This is a genomic window from Dyella jejuensis (genome assembly GCF_044904675.1).
In the GTDB taxonomy this organism is placed as follows: domain Bacteria; phylum Pseudomonadota; class Gammaproteobacteria; order Xanthomonadales; family Rhodanobacteraceae; genus Dyella_B; species Dyella_B jejuensis.
Genome location: NZ_JADIKJ010000013.1, coordinates 1 through 18,014, shown reverse-complemented (window position 1 = coordinate 18,014; position 18,014 = coordinate 1). Strand labels below are relative to the sequence as shown.

General features: G+C 60.2%; 15 protein-coding genes. 13 read left to right on the top strand and 2 right to left on the bottom strand.

The genetic code is table 11. From position 1 onward, the window contains the following. Positions 1-34 precede the first annotated feature (34 nt). Positions 35-3,238 (bottom strand): bifunctional proline dehydrogenase/L-glutamate gamma-semialdehyde dehydrogenase PutA, encoded by a 3,204-nt coding sequence (gene putA, locus ISP15_RS12245; protein ID WP_404547709.1) that lies wholly within the window; start codon positions 3,236-3,238, stop codon positions 35-37. A 350-nt stretch (positions 3,239-3,588) separates the two neighbouring features. Between putA and ISP15_RS12240 the strand changes: the two genes are divergently transcribed. The 5 genes from ISP15_RS12240 (at position 3,589) to ISP15_RS12220 (ending at position 7,860) form a co-directional block, all read left to right on the top strand. Further along, positions 3,589-4,071, top strand: coding sequence for a DUF2244 domain-containing protein (locus ISP15_RS12240; protein ID WP_404547707.1), 483 nt, complete (start codon positions 3,589-3,591; stop codon positions 4,069-4,071). A 76-nt stretch (positions 4,072-4,147) separates the two neighbouring features. Next, on the top strand, positions 4,148-5,047 hold the full coding sequence (coxB, locus tag ISP15_RS12235) for a cytochrome c oxidase subunit II (RefSeq protein ID WP_404547704.1): 900 nt from the start codon (positions 4,148-4,150) through the stop codon (positions 5,045-5,047). A gap of 59 nt (positions 5,048-5,106) precedes the next feature. Beyond that, positions 5,107-6,732: a cytochrome c oxidase subunit I gene (ctaD, locus tag ISP15_RS12230; protein WP_404547702.1), complete on the top strand. Its 1,626-nt coding sequence runs from the start codon at positions 5,107-5,109 to the stop codon at positions 6,730-6,732. A gap of 4 nt (positions 6,733-6,736) precedes the next feature. After that, positions 6,737-6,919 carry a hypothetical protein gene (locus tag ISP15_RS12225; protein WP_404547699.1) on the top strand — a complete coding sequence of 61 codons (183 nt, stop codon included), beginning with the start codon at positions 6,737-6,739 and terminating at the stop codon, positions 6,917-6,919. 53 nt (positions 6,920-6,972) lie between these two features. Then, positions 6,973-7,860, top strand: a complete 888-nt coding sequence (locus tag ISP15_RS12220) for a cytochrome c oxidase subunit 3 (RefSeq protein ID WP_404547696.1) — start codon at positions 6,973-6,975, stop codon at positions 7,858-7,860. Between the two features lie 241 nt (positions 7,861-8,101). Here ISP15_RS12220 and ISP15_RS12215 read toward each other — a convergent pair whose 3' ends face one another. Continuing rightward, positions 8,102-8,317: a twin transmembrane helix small protein gene (locus ISP15_RS12215; protein WP_404547903.1), complete on the bottom strand. Its 216-nt coding sequence runs from the start codon at positions 8,315-8,317 to the stop codon at positions 8,102-8,104. Between the two features lie 65 nt (positions 8,318-8,382). Between ISP15_RS12215 and ISP15_RS12210 the strand changes: the two genes are divergently transcribed. The 8 genes from ISP15_RS12210 to ISP15_RS12175 form a co-directional block, all read left to right on the top strand. After that, positions 8,383-9,126 (top strand): SURF1 family protein, encoded by a 744-nt coding sequence (locus ISP15_RS12210; protein ID WP_404547694.1) that lies wholly within the window; start codon positions 8,383-8,385, stop codon positions 9,124-9,126. Positions 9,127-9,168: 42 nt separating this feature from the next. After that, positions 9,169-9,732 carry a hypothetical protein gene (locus tag ISP15_RS12205; protein ID WP_404547692.1) on the top strand — a complete coding sequence of 188 codons (564 nt, stop codon included), beginning with the start codon at positions 9,169-9,171 and terminating at the stop codon, positions 9,730-9,732. After that, positions 9,732-10,889, top strand: coding sequence for a COX15/CtaA family protein (locus ISP15_RS12200; RefSeq protein ID WP_404547690.1), 1,158 nt, complete (start codon positions 9,732-9,734; stop codon positions 10,887-10,889). The genes ISP15_RS12205 and ISP15_RS12200 overlap by 1 nt, the downstream gene beginning before the upstream one ends. Next, positions 10,886-11,770, top strand: coding sequence for a heme o synthase (gene cyoE, locus ISP15_RS12195; protein WP_404547689.1), 885 nt, complete (start codon positions 10,886-10,888; stop codon positions 11,768-11,770). Before ISP15_RS12200 ends, cyoE begins: the two co-directional genes overlap by 4 nt. A gap of 271 nt (positions 11,771-12,041) precedes the next feature. Then, on the top strand, positions 12,042-14,186 hold the full coding sequence (locus ISP15_RS12190) for a type I secretion system permease/ATPase (protein WP_404547687.1): 2,145 nt from the start codon (positions 12,042-12,044) through the stop codon (positions 14,184-14,186). Beyond that, positions 14,183-15,619: an HlyD family type I secretion periplasmic adaptor subunit gene (locus tag ISP15_RS12185; RefSeq protein ID WP_404547685.1), complete on the top strand. Its 1,437-nt coding sequence runs from the start codon at positions 14,183-14,185 to the stop codon at positions 15,617-15,619. Before ISP15_RS12190 ends, ISP15_RS12185 begins: the two co-directional genes overlap by 4 nt. Positions 15,620-15,714: 95 nt before the next feature. After that, positions 15,715-16,380 (top strand): lysozyme inhibitor LprI family protein, encoded by a 666-nt coding sequence (locus ISP15_RS12180; RefSeq protein ID WP_404547684.1) that lies wholly within the window; start codon positions 15,715-15,717, stop codon positions 16,378-16,380. Between the two features lie 57 nt (positions 16,381-16,437). After that, the coding region (locus ISP15_RS12175; protein ID WP_404547682.1) for a beta strand repeat-containing protein at positions 16,438-18,014 on the top strand (1,577 nt) is incomplete at its 3' end.

The window sequence follows — 18,014 nt, the reverse complement described above, 5'->3', positions numbered from 1 at the left end:
GCCTGCCGGAACGGCAAGGCTGCTTCACCAACAATTATTCGCCGATCGTCAGCAGCGAGGCGTTACCGCCCGCCGCCGTGGTGTTGATGGTAAGCGTGCGCTCACCCGCGAACCGCAGCAGGTAGTGCGGCCCGCCGGCCTTGGGACCGGTGCCGGAGAGGCTTTCGCCACCGAACGGCTGCACACCGACCACCGCGCCGATCTGGTTGCGGTTGACATAGCAGTTGCCGACGCGCGCGTGGCTGCGAATGTATTCCACCGTGTCGTCGATGCGGCTGTGCACGCCCAGCGTAAGGCCGTAGCCGGTGGCGTTGATCTGCTCGATGACCTTGGGCAGGTCGCTGCCCTTCCAGCGGATCACGTGCAGCACGGGCCCGAACACTTCGCGCTTGAGTACGTCCAGCGACGGAATTTCATAGGCGCGCGGGGCGAAGAAGGTGCCATGGGCGGTGCCGGCCGGATCGAGCTTGGCCTCGGCGACTTTGCTGGCTTCTTTATCCATGCGTGCGGCATGGTCGGTAAGGATTTTCAGCGCATCGTCGTCGATGACCGGGCCGACGTCGGTGGACAACTGCCCCGGATCGCCCACCTTCAATTCCGCCATCGCGCCGGCAAGCATGCCGATGACTTTGTCGGCGATGTCTTCCTGCACGAACAGCACGCGCGCGGCGGAACAGCGCTGGCCGGCGGACTGGAAAGCCGAGGCGATCACGTCCTTGACGATTTGCTCGGGCAGCGCGGAGGAATCGGCGATCATGGCGTTCTGGCCGCCGGTTTCGGCGATCAGCGCGGCGATCGGTGCATGGCGTGCGGCGAGCGCGCGGTTGATCGCCCAGGCGGTTTCCGTGGAGCCGGTGAAGGCCACGCCGGCCACGCGCGGATCCTTGGTGAGGGCGGCGCCGACTACCGCGCCGTCGCCCGGCAGGTATTGCAGCACGTCCGCCGGTACGCCGGCGTCATGCAGCAACTTCACCGCGACGTAGCCGATCAGGCTGGTCTGCTCGGCCGGCTTGGCGATCACGCTGTTGCCGGCGGCGAGGGCCGCGGAAACCTGGCCGAGAAAAATTGCCAGCGGGAAATTCCATGGGCTGATGCAGACGAACACGCCGCGGCCGTTCAAGAACAATTGATTGCTTTCGCCAGTCGGGCCGGGCAGTTGTTCCGGATGGCCGAACAGGCGGCGCGCCATGGCGGCGTAGTAGCGCAGGAAGTCGGCGGCCTCGCGGATTTCGGCAATCGCATCGGGCAGGCTCTTGCCGGCTTCGCGCACGCATAGCGCGGTGAATTCACCGCGCCGGGCTTCGAGCTGATCGGCGGCGTGTTCCAGGATCGCGGCGCGGCTGGCGGCGGGCAGGCGATCCCAGTTCGGCTGGGCGGCTACGCCGTTGGCCAGCGCCTTGTCGACCAGCGCGGCATCGGCGCTGAGGTAGCTGCCAACCTGGTCGCGACGATCCGCCGGATTGGTGACCGGCACGGTTGGGCCGCTGCCTTGTGCGCCCGGTACCAGCGGCGTGGCGTTCCACGCGCCGGACTTCGCGTTGATCGCCTCGGCGAGGGCTTTCAATTCATTATCGTTGGAGAAGTTGACGCCCATGGAATTCTTCCTGGAGACCCAATTGGAATGCTGCGCAAGCGCAGCCTTGTCACCGAACAGATTGACCGGCAGCGGAATGCGCGGATGCGACAGATTTGATTGATTCTGGGCCGCGAAGCGGCGCACCGTTTCGCACGGATCGGCAACCAGGTCGCGCACCGGCAAGCTTTCGTCGACCACGCGATTGACGAAGCTGGTGTTGGCGCCGTTCTCGAGCAAGCGCCGCACCAGGTAGGGAAGCAGGTCTTCATGCGTGCCCACCGGCGCGTACACGCGGCACGGCACATTGAGGTTCTGCTTGCCGATCACTTCGGCATACAGGTCCGTGCCCATGCCGTGCAGGCGCTGGAATTCAAACGGACGCCCATGCGCGATGTGGTGCACGGCCGCGATGGTATGCGCATTGTGGGTGGCGAACTGCGGATAGATCAGGTCGCTGCCCGCGTCGAACAGTTTGCGCGCGCAGGCGAGGTAGGACACATCGGTGTTCGGCTTGCGCGTATACAGCGGATAACCGGCCAGGCCCAGTTCCTGCGCACGCTTGATCTCGGCATCCCAGTACGCGCCTTTCACCAGGCGCACGTACCAGCGGCGGCCGCTGGCGCGAGCGGTTTCGATCAGCCAGTCGATCACGAACGGGGTGCGCTTGGAATACGCCTGGATCACGATCCCCAGGCCATTCCAGCCTTGCAGCGACGGATGCGCGAACACCTCGCCGATGATGTCCAGCGACAGTTCCAGGCGATCGGCTTCTTCGGCATCCACCGACAGCGCGATGCCTTGCTTCATCGCCAGCTGCGAGAGCTCCAGCAGCTTGGCGGTGAGATCGCGGCGCGCGCGCGCGCGGTTCATCACTTCGTAACGCGGATGCAGCGCGGACAGCTTCACCGAGATCGACGGCGCGTCCGTGTGATTGGCGAACGGACCGCGCGCACCGATGGCGCCGATCGCATTGCGGTAATCCTGCTGGTAGCGCTCGGCGGTGTCGTGGGTGAGCGCCGATTCGCCGAGCATGTCGTAGGAATAGCGATAGGCCGCGTACTCGCCCTTCGCGCAGCGATCCAATGCTTCGTTGATCGTGCGGCCCATCACGAACTGGTGGCCCATGATGCGCATGGCCTGGCGCACGGCCAGGCGGATCGCCGGCTCTCCCGCGCGGCCGACCAGGCGGCGCAGCGCGCCGGCAAAATCGTGGCGGGTGTCTTCGGTGAGATTGACCAGCTTGCCGGTGAGCATCAATCCCCAGGTGGAGGCATTGACGAACAGCGACTCGCTCTGGCCCAAGTGCTTTTTCCAGTTGGCGTCGCCCAGCTTGTCGCGGATCAGCTTGTCGGCGGTGGCCTTGTCCGGGATGCGCAGCAGCGCCTCGGCCACGCACATCAGCAGCACGCCTTCCTCGCTGGAAAGATCGTACTGGCGCATGAACGATTCCACCGCGCTCTGGTCTTTGGCGCGGGCGCGCACGCGGGTGACCAGGTCGGCCGCCAGGTCGATCACCTTTTCGCGCTCGACCGGCGGCAGCGTGGCCTGGGCCAGCAGGTCGTTGACCGCTTCGGTTTCGTCGCGCAGCCAGGCGGCGGTGATGCGCGCACGAGCCGGCTCGGTACCGGTCGGCAGTTCGGGGGTAAGGATGGGTTGGGTCACGATGGCGTGCGGCTGCTGGGACGGTAGGGGAACGCACGATTGTACGGTGGGGTGAGGTACGAGCGCATCCGCCGGGTCGATGGCATCGGCCGCTGCGAATCGGGGTCCTCGAAAAGCCCTCGCGCCAGACCGCGACAATTTGTAGCAACCTGTGGCAACCGCAGCGCTCCGGCGTGTGACGTATCCGCGCTGCGGCACGAACGCGCGCAGCACCCTGTATCCCTCGCCCGAATGGCTTGTTTTGATCGCATATGCCGCGCGTGCAAGCGTAGCTTGCGCGCTGCACCCGTCCTTGCCCGTCGCTGCATCGCGGCCTATGATCGGGAACGTTCCAGGCACGCCGGACTTTCATGATCGTGCTTCGACCAGCCCTCGGCGGCCTGCCGTATGTGTTGTGGCTTCGGCCCAATCGCGTACTCAGCCGGCGCGGCCTGCGTCGGCTGATCCTGGTGTTGGCTGCCCTGGCGTTGATAACGGCAGGTCTGGGAGCGTGGCAGGGCGATGTGTTCGCTCCGCTGTTCGCCCTGATCGAGGCTTCCGCGGTGGCTATCGCATTGAGCGTGGCCTGGCGGGCCGGCGACCGCAGCGAACGCATCACCCTCGACGCCGAGTCGCTGGAGGTGCAAACCCTGCCGGGTTGCCGCTGCACGCGATTCCAGCCCTACTGGGTGCGCGTGCTGCTGGAATCAGGGGAGGGGCGTTACCGATTGTTGTTGTCGTCGCACGGACGCAAGCTGGAGGTCGGGGCTTTCCTCGCCGAAGAGGAACGCACCGCGCTGTTCCGGAAACTCAAGGTGCTGCTGGCCGATGTTCAATCCCAGCCGCGCAGGTAGGTTCAACAAAGGTGCAAACATGACAGCTGGCGGCATCGGGAAGCACGGCATCAGGTTCAGGGGCGTTAGGCAGGGGATGGGGGCGCTGGCGTTGGCAGCCCTGGGTTTGTCCGGCGGCACCGTACAGGCAAATCCGCAGCCCGGGCAGCTCAATCTCACGCCCGGCGTGACAACGTATTCGAATGTGCCGTACCTGCTGAACAACGTGGCGCTCGGCGTCTGCGTGGTCATCGGCATCCTGGTGTTCGGCGCGATGTTCATCGCCATGTTCCGCTTCCGCAAGTCGCGCGGCGCGGTGGCGGAGAAGTGGTCGCACAACACCACCATCGAGATCATCTGGACCGCCATCCCGATCATCATCCTGATTTCGCTGGCCTGGCTGGCGACCAACGGCCTGCGCCAGTTCGCCGATACCACCGGCGCGCAGATGACGGTGAAAGTCACCGGCTACCAGTGGAAATGGCGCTACGACTACGTCGATTACCAAGGCAAGCCGATCAGCCACGTCGGCTTCATGTCCAAGCTGGACGACCAGAGCAACGCCACCCGCCAGCTCAATTCCGGCCTCGATCCGTATGCGGTCAAGGTGGGCGACGAGAACACGTATCTGCTGAACGTCGATCACCCGCTGGTGGTGCCGGTCGATACCAAGATCCGCTTCGTGATCACCGCCGACGACGTGATCCACTCCTGGTTCGTACCCGCGCTGGGCTGGAAGATGGACGCGATCCCGGGCGTGATCAACGCCGCCTGGACCAACATCGAGCAGCCCGGCGTCTATCGCGGGCAGTGCGCGGAATTGTGCGGCCAGGATCATGGCTTCATGCCGATCGTGGTCAAGGCGGTATCGAAGGCGGACTTCGCCAAGTGGCTGGCCGACCAGCAGAAGCCTGCCGCGCCGGCGCCGGCCGCCACGACCCCGGCACCCGCGCAGGCGACGGCACAGGTCGCGCCGCCGCACGCGGCCCAGGGTTGATCTTTCAGGCTGCTTACGCAGTTCACGACAACGCATTCATACGGTAGAGGTTCAAGGTTATGGCCCAAGCAGCCGCCCACGACCACCACGATGAGCATCACGACGAACACCACGAGCACCTGAACTTCTTTCAGCGCTGGGTGATGTCCACCAACCACAAGGACATCGGTACGCTGTACCTGGTGTTCTCGCTGCTGATGTTCTTCATCGGCGGCAGCTTCGCCATGGTGATCCGCGCCGAGCTGTTCAAGCCCGGCATGCAGCTGGTGCAGCCGTATTTCTTCAACGAGATGACCACCATGCATGCGCTGGTGATGATCTTCGGCGCGGTAATGCCGGCCTTCGTGGGCCTCGGCAACTGGATGATCCCGTTGATGGTCGGCGCGCCGGACATGGCGCTGCCGCGCATGAACAACCTGTCGTTCTGGATCCTGCCGTTCGCCTTCGCGCTGCTGCTGTCCACGCTGTTCCTGCCGGGCGGCGGCCCCGCCGGCGGCTGGACCATGTATCCGCCGCTGTCGCTGCAAAGTGCTTCGCTCGCCTATGTGGTGTTCGCGGTGCACTTGATGGGCATCAGCTCGATCATGGGCGCGATCAACATCATCGCGACCATCCTCAACATGCGCGCGCCGGGCATGGACCTGCTGAAGATGCCGGTGTTCGTGTGGAGCTGGCTGATCACGGCGTTCCTGCTGATCGCGGTGATGCCGGTGCTGGCCGGCGCGGTGACCATGCTGCTCACCGACAAGTACTTCAACACGCACTTCTTCGATGCCGCCGGTGGCGGTGATCCGATACTGTTCCAGCACGTGTTCTGGTTCTTCGGTCATCCCGAGGTGTACATCATGATCCTGCCGGCGTTCGGGATCATCTCGGAGATCATCCCGACCTTCTCGCGCAAGCCGATCTTCGGCTACAAGGCGATGGTGTTCGCGATCGCGTCGATTGCCTTCCTCTCGTTCATCGTGTGGGCGCACCACATGTTCGCGGTGGGCTTGCCGCTGGGCGCTGAAATCTTCTTCATGTACGCCACCATGCTGATCGCGGTGCCGACCGGCGTGAAGGTGTTCAACTGGGTCGCCACCATGTGGGGCGGCTCGATGACCTTCGAAACGCCGATGCTGTTCGCCGTGGCCTTCGTCATCCTGTTCACCATCGGCGGCTTCTCCGGCCTGATGCTGGCGCTGGTGCCGGCGGACTTCCAGTATCACGATACCTACTTCGTGGTGGCGCATTTCCACTACGTGCTGGTGACCGGTGCGATCTTCGCCATCATCGCCGCCACGTATTACTGGATCCCGAAGTGGACCGGGCACATGTACAGCGAGTTCTGGGGCAAGATGCATTTCTGGAACTCGGTGGTGTGGGTGAACGTGCTGTTCTTCCCGCAGCATTTCCTCGGGCTGGCCGGCATGCCGCGCCGCATCCCGGACTACAACGTGGCCTTCGCCAACTTCAACATGATCAGCTCGATCGGTGGCTTCCTGTTCGGTGCCTCGCAGCTGATCTTCCTTGGCGTCATCATCCACTGCGTGTGGTTCTCCAGGAAGAAAGCCACCGATCGCGTGTGGGAAGGCGCCCGGGGCCTGGAGTGGACCGTGCCGTCGCCGGCGCCGCACCACACCTTCGCGATCGCTCCGGTAATCCACGACGAGGAACTCGCGCATGGCCATGTCGAGGATTGAACGCTTGAAGCTGGATCATCAGCCGCTCGAGGCGGGACAGGCGCGGCGCTTGCGTCGTGCGCGGCGCACCGCGCTGGTGATCGGCGCAGTTGCCGTCGCCGTGTTCGTGTTCTCGATCGCGCAGATGCTGTGGCTGCAGCATCATCCGCAGATTCACCAGCAAGCCATCGATTCGCTCATGCAGTAAACCCCGCGAAAGCGGGGGCGTAGGTCACCAGGAACATCTACGGGAACGACACCATGGGTCAGCAGCACGACATTTATTACGTACCGAGCAAGAGCCAGTGGCCGATCGTGGCCGCCGTGGTCATGTTCCTCACCGTGTTCGGCGCGGCGCACTGGCTCAATGCCGAGCCGGGTGAAAGCGGCTTCGGCAAGACGCTGCTGATCATCGGCTTCGTCGGCATCCTCGGCATGTTCTTCGGCTGGTTCCGCTCGGTGATCCATGAATCGATGGCCGGCCGCTACAACAACCAGGTCGACCGCTCGTTCCGCATGGGCATGATGTGGTTCATTTTTTCCGAGGTGATGTTCTTCGGCGCGTTCTTCGGCGCGCTGTTCTACGTCCGCATGTTCTCGGTGCCGTGGCTGGGTGGCTATGGCCATGGCGTGCTGACCCATCAGTTCCTGTGGAACGATTACGCCGCTTCGTGGGGCGCCGGCGGCGGCAACGGACCGGCGCACGTTGGCGGTGCCTTCGAGACAGTGGTGCCGTGGGGCCTGCCGCTGTTGAATACGTTGATCCTGCTCAGCTCCAGCGTGACGGTGACCATTGCCCACCATGCGCTGAAAGCCGGTCACCGCGGCAAGGTACTGTGGTTCCTCGGTTTCACCGTGCTGCTGGGCGCCACCTTCCTGCTCTGCCAGTCGCGCGAGTACATCGAGGCCTACCGGGAGCTCAACCTCACGCTGGGTTCGGGCGTGTACGGTTGCACGTTCTTCATGCTTACCGGCTTCCACGGCCTGCACGTGACGCTTGGTACGATCATGCTGGCGATCATCTGGCTGCGCGTGCTGGCCGGGCATTTCACCAAGGATCACCACTTCGGCTTCGAAGCCGTGGCCTGGTACTGGCATTTCGTGGACGTGGTATGGCTCGGGCTTTTCATGTTCGTCTACATTCTCTAAAGACGATGCCGCACCCGACAAAAAGCCCGCCAAAAAGGCGGGCTTTTTGCGTTCCTCCCTCTCCCCTTCGGGGAAAGGGCCGGGGTGAGGGCCGGGGCTTGCCTGGATGGGTGACCAAGAGCGTCGTCCGTCTTGTTCAAGACAGAGCGGATTTTTTGTCTCTCTCCTCAGATGAAAAAAGAGAAAGCTACGCTGCGCTAAACGTCGCAACCAAGCGCCATTGCAGGGCGCCCCGCTACAATCATTGCCCCACCCCATGCGGGTGGATCCACCCCATCCTGATGCCGACGATGACCATCGCGATCAGCACCAGGGACAGGCCGATGCGCCGGGTCAGCGCCCATACCGTGCGCTTGCTGCCATCCTTGTCCGTCATCATGAAATACAGGGCCTGGCCAAGGTTGAACACCACCACCAGGAACATGATCACCAGCGCGATTTTGTAGATGGTTTCCACGTGATTGACCTGAGCAGGTTCGAAGCCGACAACGCCAGTATAGCCATCCATCGCGGAGCCGCCGCGTGAGCGGGATGCGGCGGCCGGCATGGTGGTCGGTGTTGCTTACGCTGGCCGGCGTGCTTGTTTTTGTGCGTCTTGGCATCTGGCAACTGCACCGCGCCGATGACAAGGACGAACTTCTGCGACGGTATGCCGCAGCGGCCAGCGCGCCGCCGCGCGACTTCGCCGCCGTGACCGCCAACCCGCCCGAAGACGTCTATCCGCGTGTGCGCGTGCAAGGCCGCTACCTGGCCGATCGCCTCTACCTGCTGGACAATCCCAAGCACGATGCCTTGGGTGGGGTGGAAGTGTATGCGCCGTTCCAGCCCATCCATCAAAACAAATGGCTGCTGGTCGACCTGGGCTTCCTGCCTGGCAACGGCACGGACCAGGCGCCGCAACTGCCGCCGCTGCCAACCGATGGACAAACCCTGCAAGGCCTATACGAACCCGCGCCGGGTACCGGCCTGGAAATGGGCGGCAACGCACTGGCGCGGCAAAGCCAATGGCCGAAGACCACCATCTATCTCGACCTGGGCCAGGTTGCCGCTGACCTGCACGCCACGCTTTATCCGCGGGTACTGTCGCTGGATGCGGATCCAGCCGCCATCTATGTGCGGGTGCACACGCTCGACCTGTCCTCGATGCCGCCCGCGAGGCATCGCGCCTATGCTTTCCAGTGGTTTGCGTTCGCCGTCGCAGCCGTGGTGATGTTCGTGGTACTGCATCGGAAAAAGCCGCGTGCGAAGAACCAATCCCAGCCATAGTTATGTTCTCCCGCGGGGAGAACAGCCATTTACCGGACACGCATGACTACCCAACCCAACCAGCGCGCCAGCCGTCTGAAATTCCTGCTGGTGGTGTGCTTATTCGCGGCGCCGATCATCGCGGCGGCCTTGCTCAACCTCAGCGGCTGGCAGCCCACCGGCAAGGGCTATGGCGCGCCCATCCTGCCGCAGCGCAACTTTGCGCAGGAACACCTGCAAGTACGGCTTGCCGATGGACAGCCCTGGCCATGGCGCGATAGCTCGCCACGGCTCACCCTGATTGCGCTGGCCGGCCCGGATTGCGCCGCGCATTGCGTGGAAGTGCTGACCAAGATGGCTGCCGCGCGGATCACGCTCAACAACAACGCGCCTCGGCTGCGCCTGCTTTACCTGGGCCAGCCGCCGGCAGACGCGGCAACCAACGGCATGAAGAACTACTGGGCCCTCGGCACCGATGTGGACCGTCGCCTCGCCGCCTATCGCCCGGCCACCCCCGATAGCGTCAGCGCCGTGCTGGTGGAATCCGACGGCACGGCGCTGACGCGCTATCCTGCCGGTTTCGATCCGAGCGGACTGCGCAAGGATCTGCAGAAGGTCATCCGCTGATGTCGTTGCGACTCCGAAAAATACTGCCTTATCTCGCCGTGCTGGCGGCGGTTTTTGCCTTTGGCCTGGTGATGTTCGGCGCCTTCGTGCGGCTTTCCAACGCCGGCCTGTCCTGCCCGGACTGGCCCACCTGCTATGGCAGGGCCACCTGGCCGCAGCATGCGCAGGCGGTGGCGCAGGCCGATGCGGCATTTCCGGATCGGCCTTACGAAGCGAACAAGGCGTGGCGCGAACAGGTACACCGCATGCTTGCCGGTACGCTGGGCGTGCTGGTGGTGATCCTGGCCTTGCTGGCCGCACGGCGTGATCGCATCACGCTATTAGCCATTGTCTTCAGCGCAGCATTTGCGGCAATCGGCATCTCGCTCTACCTGCATGGCGAACGCGAATGGTCGTCCGGGTTCGCCTTGCTCGCCATCCTGCTGCCGACCGCGGGTGCAATATGGCTGCGCGAGCGCGCCGCGTTCAAGATGAGCGTGCTGGCGCTGGCGGTGATTATTTTCCAGGCGATGCTGGGCATGTGGACGGTGACCTTGCTGCTCAAACCCATCGTGGTGATGGGGCATCTGCTCGGCGGCATGACTACCTTCGGGCTGCTTGCCTATGCCGCGCTGCGTTACCACGGCATCGGTGCACCAGATAACCATTACGCAACCTTGCGCAGGGCAGTGGTGATCGGCGTGGTGCTGCTCGCCTGCCAGATCGCGCTCGGCGGATGGACCTCGGCCAACTACGCGGCGTTGGCCTGCGGCACCGACTTTCCGACCTGCCTCGGGCAATGGGCGCCGCCCACCGATTTCCACCAGGGTTTCGTGCTGTGGCGCGAGATCGGCGTGAACTACGAAGGCGGCATTCTGGACATGGCCGCGCGCAGTGCGATCCAGATAACGCATCGCCTCGGTGCGCTGGTGGTGTTCTGCTACCTCGCGTGGCTATCGCATCGGCTGGCACGCAACGGTTTCCGCCTGGGTGGCGTGGCGGTTGGCGTGGTATTGGTCATCCAGGTAGTGCTGGGCATCAGCAACGTGCATTTCGGTTTGCCGCTGCCGGTCGCCACGCTGCACAACGGCGGTGCGGCGCTGCTGCTGTTTACGCTGCTGGCGAATTTCGCGCGCTTGCAACCGTGGCAGTCCGCATCCATGGAAACCATCGCATGAGCCTGGTCCGCGAATACCTGCAGCTGACCAAGCCGCGGGTCGTAGCCCTGCTGGTGTTCTGCGCCGTGATCGGCATGTTTCTGGCCGTGCCCGGTATCCCGCCATGGCGCGCACTGGTCTTCGGCACGCTCGGCATCTGGATGGCATCCGGCTCCGCCGCCGCGTTCAATCACCTGATCGATGAGCGCATCGATAAATTGATGGCGCGCACGGCGCGTCGTCCGCTGGCGACCGGCACGCTCAGGCCGCGACAAGTGCTGGTGTTCGCGATCATGCTCGGCATCGTCTCGATGCTGGTGCTGGCGCTGCTGGTGAACGGGCTCACCGCGTGGCTCACCTTCGGCGGCTTGATCGGCTATGCGCTGGTCTACACCGCTTACCTGAAACGCGCGACGCCGCAGAACATCGTGATCGGCGGCCTGGCCGGAGCGATCCCGCCGGTATTGGGCTGGACAGCCGTGACGGACGCATTGCATCCGTTCGCATTACAGTTATGCCTGATCATCTTCGTCTGGACCCCGCCGCATTTCTGGGCGCTCGCCATCTTTCGCCGCGACGACTACGCCCGCGCGGAAATCCCGATGCTGCCGGTCACCCACGGCGTGCGCTACACCCGCTGGAACATCCTGCTCTACACCATCCTGCTGGTCATCGTCAGCCTGCTACCGACCATCACCGGCCACAGCGGCCTGATCTACTTCGGTGGTGCGGCGGTGCTTGGCGCCGGCTTCCTCTACTACGCTTTCCGCATGATGAACCCGCCGGACGAATACTTCGCGATGCGGACCTTCAAATACTCCATCGTCTACCTGATGGCGTTGTTTGCTTTCCTGCTTGCCGACCACTGGATTACCGCGCCGGCCACGGCTGGCCTGCAGTGAACACAGAAAGCGTCTGCATCACCGAACGGGCGCTTCTGTATGGCTTGCGGACGGCTTTTGCCCCGTCGGTCATAGACTGCCCTCTCCGCTGCCTGCGTAATGGCGAGCGCGCAATTCGAAAATTCTTAAAGCGCAAAATCTTGCTCGTTGACGACGAGTAATGCTTGACGGAGCATTTGTTCAGGGGGAGCACCAGCCAACCTTTATATGCAGCTAAAGGAATAGCTCAGTCGCTCTTTGATGTGGCTGTCTTGTATGTCAGGGATGTTATATGGCGCTGGAAATACACGCGGCGGCGACAGGAGCCGAGGCGTCCGACACGGGGCTTGCGTGTCTGGTCATTATCGCGCGCATTCACGGTATTCCCGTCGATCCCGCGCAGGTTCTTCATGAGTTTGGCGAACCGGGTCGTCCTTTCGACACCGATCTCATTCGCCATGCTTCGGCCAGGCTGGGTTTCAAGACCAAGCTGGTGGATGCGAAGTTAAGCCGCCTCGATCATCTGGCGTTACCCGCGCTGGCCGTCGATCCTGATGGCACGATGTATGTGATAGCGCGCGCCAACGAAAAGAAAGTACTCATCCAGGATCCACGGCACGGCAGTCCCCAGCTGCTTTCGCACGATGAGGTTGCGCGGCGGTGGTCGGGCAAGGTGATGCTGTTTACGTCGCGTGCATCGATCGCAGGCGAACTGACGCGGTTCGACTTTAGCTGGTTCATTCCGGCAGTGGTCAAATACCGCAAACTTCTGGGTGAAATCCTCGTCGTTTCATTTTTCCTGCAGTTGATAGGCCTCGCCACACCATTATTTTTCCAGGTGGTGATGGACAAGGTGCTGGTTCATCGCGGCCTCACCACGCTCGACGTCATCTCGATCGGATTATTGTTCTGTTCGATCTTCGAGTCCTTGCTCAGCGGCTTGCGTACTTATGTATTTGCGCACACCACCAGTCGCATCGACGTTGAACTGGGCGCAAGGCTTTTCCGCCATTTATTGTCCTTGCCGCTTACCTACTTTCGCTCGCGGCGAGTAGGCGACTCCGTGGCGCGCGTTCGTGAACTGGAAAACATCCGCAGTTTCTTGACCGGTAACGCCATCACACTGGTGATGGACGTGCTGTTCTCGTTTGTATTCATCGGCGTAATGTTGTTTTACAGCGGCTGGCTGACGCTGGCCGTGGTGGCATCGCTGCCAGTCTATGTGCTGCTTTCCGTAACGCTGACGCCAGCGCTGCGTGCACGGTTGCGCGAGAAATTCAATCGCGGCGCCGATAACCAGTCCTTTCTGGTGGAAACCATCAGCGGTATCGACACGGTCAAGGCCATGGCCGTTGAGCCGCAGACCATGCGGCGCTGGGACAACCAGTTGGCCGGTTACGTCGAAGCCGGTTTCCGCACCGTTGCGCTCGGTACGGTGGCGCGTGAAGGCGTCAACTTTGTCGGCAAGATGGTCACGGTCGCGACAATCTGGATCGGTGCGCGACTGGTCATCGATGGGGATATGACCGTCGGCCAGCTGATTGCATTCAACATGCTGGCGGGGCGCGTCGCGCAACCCATCATGCGCATCGCCCAGCTATGGACCGATTTTCAGCAGACCGGCATTTCCATGCAGCGTCTGGGCGACATTCTCAATGCGCCGGGGGAAGCCACCAGCGGCAGTCGCAGTACGATGCCCAGGCTAGAAGGACGCATCGAACTCGATGCGGTGACCTTCCGTTATCGCCCGGATACACCCGAAGTCCTGCATGGCGTGAACCTGAAAATCAATGCCGGCGAAGTGATCGGCATCGTCGGGCGCTCCGGGTCGGGCAAGAGCACCCTCACCAAGCTGATTCAACGCCTGTACGTGCCAGAACGCGGTCGGGTACTCGTGGATGGCATGGACCTGGCGATGGTCGATGTCTCCTCGCTGCGGCGCCAGATTGGCGTGGTGCTGCAGGAGAACATCCTGTTCAACCGATCGTTGCGCGAAAACATCGCGCTCACAGATCCGGGCGCGCCACTGGAAAATGTTGTCGCCGCAGCCAAATTGGCCGGCGCGCACGACTTCATCCTCGAACTGCCCGAAGGCTACGACACCATGGTCGGCGAACACGGCTCGACTTTGTCCGGCGGGCAGCGGCAGCGTGTGGCCATCGCGCGCGCGCTGATCAACAACCCACGCATCCTGATCTTCGACGAAGCCACCAGTGCCCTCGATTACGAATCCGAACGCATCATTCAAAACAATATGCGCGCCATCTGCCAGGGACGCACCGTGATCATCATCGCGCACAGGCTATCGGCCGTTCGCGATGCCGACCGCATCGTCGTCATGGAACGCGGCAACATCGTGGAGGAAGGCGGCCACGGCGAGTTGCTGCAAATCCAGGCGGGTCACTACGCCCGCCTGCATCGGTTGCAACAGACATGAGCACGCTGAAAATGAGATGGTTGGCGACCCGTGACCTTACCACTCGCTATGGGCAAGTGTTCCGGGCTGCCTGGGGCATGCGCCTTGCGCTCGACACGCCCGCGCGGCTGCGGCATGAAACAGAATTTCAGCCAGCAGCTCTGGCCCTGCGCGATACACCCATTCACCCGGCGCCGCGCTGGGCCATGGGAGTTATCGTCTCATTGCTGGTCTTCGCGCTGCTATGGGCGAGCTTTGGCAAGGTCGACGTAATGGCCACCGCCCAGGGCAAAATCGCGCCCAACGGCGAAGTCAAAACCATCCAGTCGCAAGATACCGCGGTGGTAACGGCCATCTATGTCGCAGACGGGCAGGTCGTCAAAAAGGGTGATGCATTGGTCGATCTCGATGCTACCGATGCCAAGAGCAACGCAAGCGAAGCGCAGTCGGCGCTGGCCGAGGCGCGCGATGAAGCGACGCGCGGACACGCATTGCTCGCAGCAATCGACAACCACAGGCAGCCCGTATTGCTGCCCTCTCCCGATCGGAGTGCGGATGATCTAGCGACCCAGCGTCACGTACTCGCCGGTGAATACGCCGAATACCTGAGCAGCGTGCAAGAAATGGACGCGGAAATCGACCAGGCGACAGCGACGCTAGGCGAGACGCGGGCGGAAATTGCCAAGCTGCAAGGCACGCTGCCCATCGAGGAAACCAAGGAAGCCGACTACGCAAAGCTGATCGTGCCAGGCTACGTGGGCCTTCACGACTATTACAACGAGCAGCAAGCGGTTATCCAGATGAAGCAGGATCTCGCGGAGCAGAAAGCCAAGCTCCTGGAGACACAAGCCACGCTGGATTCAAGCAAACGCAAACGCGATGCCTATGTCGCGCAGACGCGCCGCACCTGGCTGGAAAAAATCCAGGACGACGAGACCAAGGCAGCGTCGTCGGCAAGCGATCTGGCCAAAGCACGCGATCACACACGCCTTATGCACCTGGTCGCCCCAGTGGACGGAACAGTGCAGCAGCTTGCCATCCATACCGTAGTCGGCGTGGTCAGCCCGGCCCAAACCATCATGACCGTGGTGCCAAAAAGCAGCCAGCTAATGGTCGAGGCCACTATCGATAACCAGGACATCGGCTTCGTCAAAGAAGGACAGCCTGCGGAAGTGAAGGTCGAGGCGTTTCCCTATACGCGCTACGGCGTGCTGCACGGGACGGTGGTGCAAGTGTCCAACGACGCCAAGCAGGACGATAGTGACAAGAAGAAGTGGGTGTTCACGGCGCAGATTGCGCTGCCCTCAGACAGCATGATGATTGAGGGTAAAAAGATCTATCTGTCGGCGGGTATGACGGTGACGGCGGAGGTTAAGACCGGAAGAAGAAGGATTGTAAGTTATCTGCTCAGTCCGCTAATTCAGCGTGTTAGTAGCAGCTTTCATGAAAGATAATTAATTGATAAGCGCAAGCTAAATAATTTATCTATGAATTGTCTGTCTGTGAAAGTTACAAAAAATGAAACTACGGATTGTTTGAGGAGCTAAAAATGTTTTCGAAAAAATTCCTTGTCTTGAGCGTCGCGCTTTTTTCCAGCGCTGTTTTTGCTGCTGGATTTAACTGCGATAAATCGGCCGTGATAGCTGAGCGGTTGATATGTTCTAACGCCAAACTTAGTGCGTTAGATGTCGATTTAAACAAAGCTTATAAATCGGCACTGGAGTCAGCGTCGTCGGCAAGCAAAACCACATTAATCAAGGAACAAAGAAATTGGCTAGCTTATGCCAGAGATTCTTGTGAAGACGTTAATTGTCTAAAGGATGCATATACAACAAGAATCGCACTTCTCCGCAAGAACGTCGAATGGATCGTCAACGCTAGACCCATACCTATGGCCATAGACGGTCAACAAAGAAATGTCGTTTTTCACCGAGATCCGAATGAGGAAGTGGTCTTTTTTAATAAGAAGCTTTCTGAGGAAGGTGGTAAGCGTCTTATTGAATGCCATCGTTTGGTGTCGTTACCAGTTGGCTATGCAAACAGTGATCAAACATATGGTGCATATTGCACAATGATTTCGGACAAAGGGAGGAGGAATGTCATAATTTGCGCCGATAAATTTATTGGGCATTTCTCGTTCGAAGATTATGAAAATGATAAAGAGAATGATTTGAACTTGATTGAGTTTACCAACCGCAAATGCTTTGGTGGTTAGTCGACGTCAAATTAGATATTGACGTCTAAATTGTCAGTTACTTTATAAGGAAATTACATGGCTACGAGTGGCTATAACAGTAATACCGTGTCAATTCAACAGTTGCGCACGCTCTTTACGGACACTGAGTCGGGAAACTCGGCTAACGTCTTTAGTTTCGCTGGTGGAAGTAGTACTTATTCCTTTGGACTTTTGCAATTTGATGTCGGAAATAATGGCGTTGCTTCGCAGTTTTTATTGGCAAACGGTTTCACTCAAAGTGATATTTCGGAATTGAGTAGTAATGGAGGATTGAGTGCTGATCAGCTGGCGGCTCTTGACAGCAAACTTCAGACGATACCCGCCTCTACTTTAGATCAATTTACTGATGATATGCTGACGCAATACCAGGATTTTATATCTAATTTAGTTGGTAACTTACTTGAGACAAATCCGCAAGTTGGTATTGATATCGAAAATAGTCAAGACCTTCAATTGGCGCTGATCGACTATAACAACCAATACACACTTAGCGGCTTAGACCCGGCAAGTCCCTACACTGCTCCTGCGAATGGCATGCTTGCGTATTTACAAGGCCAGTCGGTTAATATGGCTAGTGGCCAAACATTACAGTTGGTGAGCGGAACGGGAAACTTTTCGTTAGAAGATATTCAAAATTTTATAAATAATACAACGGAAGCGGTTAATCAACCCAGTGTTGTCGCTAATAGGCAACAAAATTTATATAATGCGCTTGATCAGATTGATAACGGTCAATTGGTCAATAATGATACGGCCTCTTTAGGTTCGGTATCTTCCTTGCAGGCGACATCGGCCGGTCTAACAGGCGACATCTCTAGCAGTTACAGTTCCGATGGAACATTTAACCTTCAGGGATATAACGGATCAGTGAGTATCTCTCAGGATGGTTATTTGAACGTCGTTGCGTCTAATTCAAGTTTTAATTTTTTAGAAGGGGTCAGTGGCTCAGTTCAAGGATCGGGTAACACGCTGCAATGCAACGCAAGTGACGATTTGAATAACCAGGGAAATAATAATTATTATTTTATTAACGATGGATCTATTAACGATGCGGCCGGTGACTCAGGCCTTGGCGTCGACGGTATCGATGACATCGTCACCACGAATGCCAATGATCAACTGACGGCGGGCGGCGACACGATCGATGCGGCGAGCGGTGACACGCTGTCGCTAACTGACAGTGGTGATGTGCAGAACACCATCGATGGCACGAACTTCACGATATCGCAGAGCAACGGTTCACTGGCCTTCAATGGCAGCGGCACGCTAAACGGCAGCGGCAATGCACTGGAGATCGATGCCAATAGCAAGGGCACGGTAACGAGCAGTAACGACGCGATCGATATGGATGGCGGTGCGACTTTGATCGACAGTGCCGGCGACGGCAACGACACGATCAATGCCAGCGCGGGCGACACGATCCAGATCAGCAACGATGGCGGTAGCAACTATCTGGATACGATCAACGCCAACGGCGATGCGGGTATCACGCTGGATGCCGGTTCGAGCCTGGACTTGGTGGGTAGCGGGAATGCTGTCGCTGCCAACAATGGCGACCAGATCACCGCGACCGACAACACGATCGATGCCAATAATGCATCGCTGACACTTAC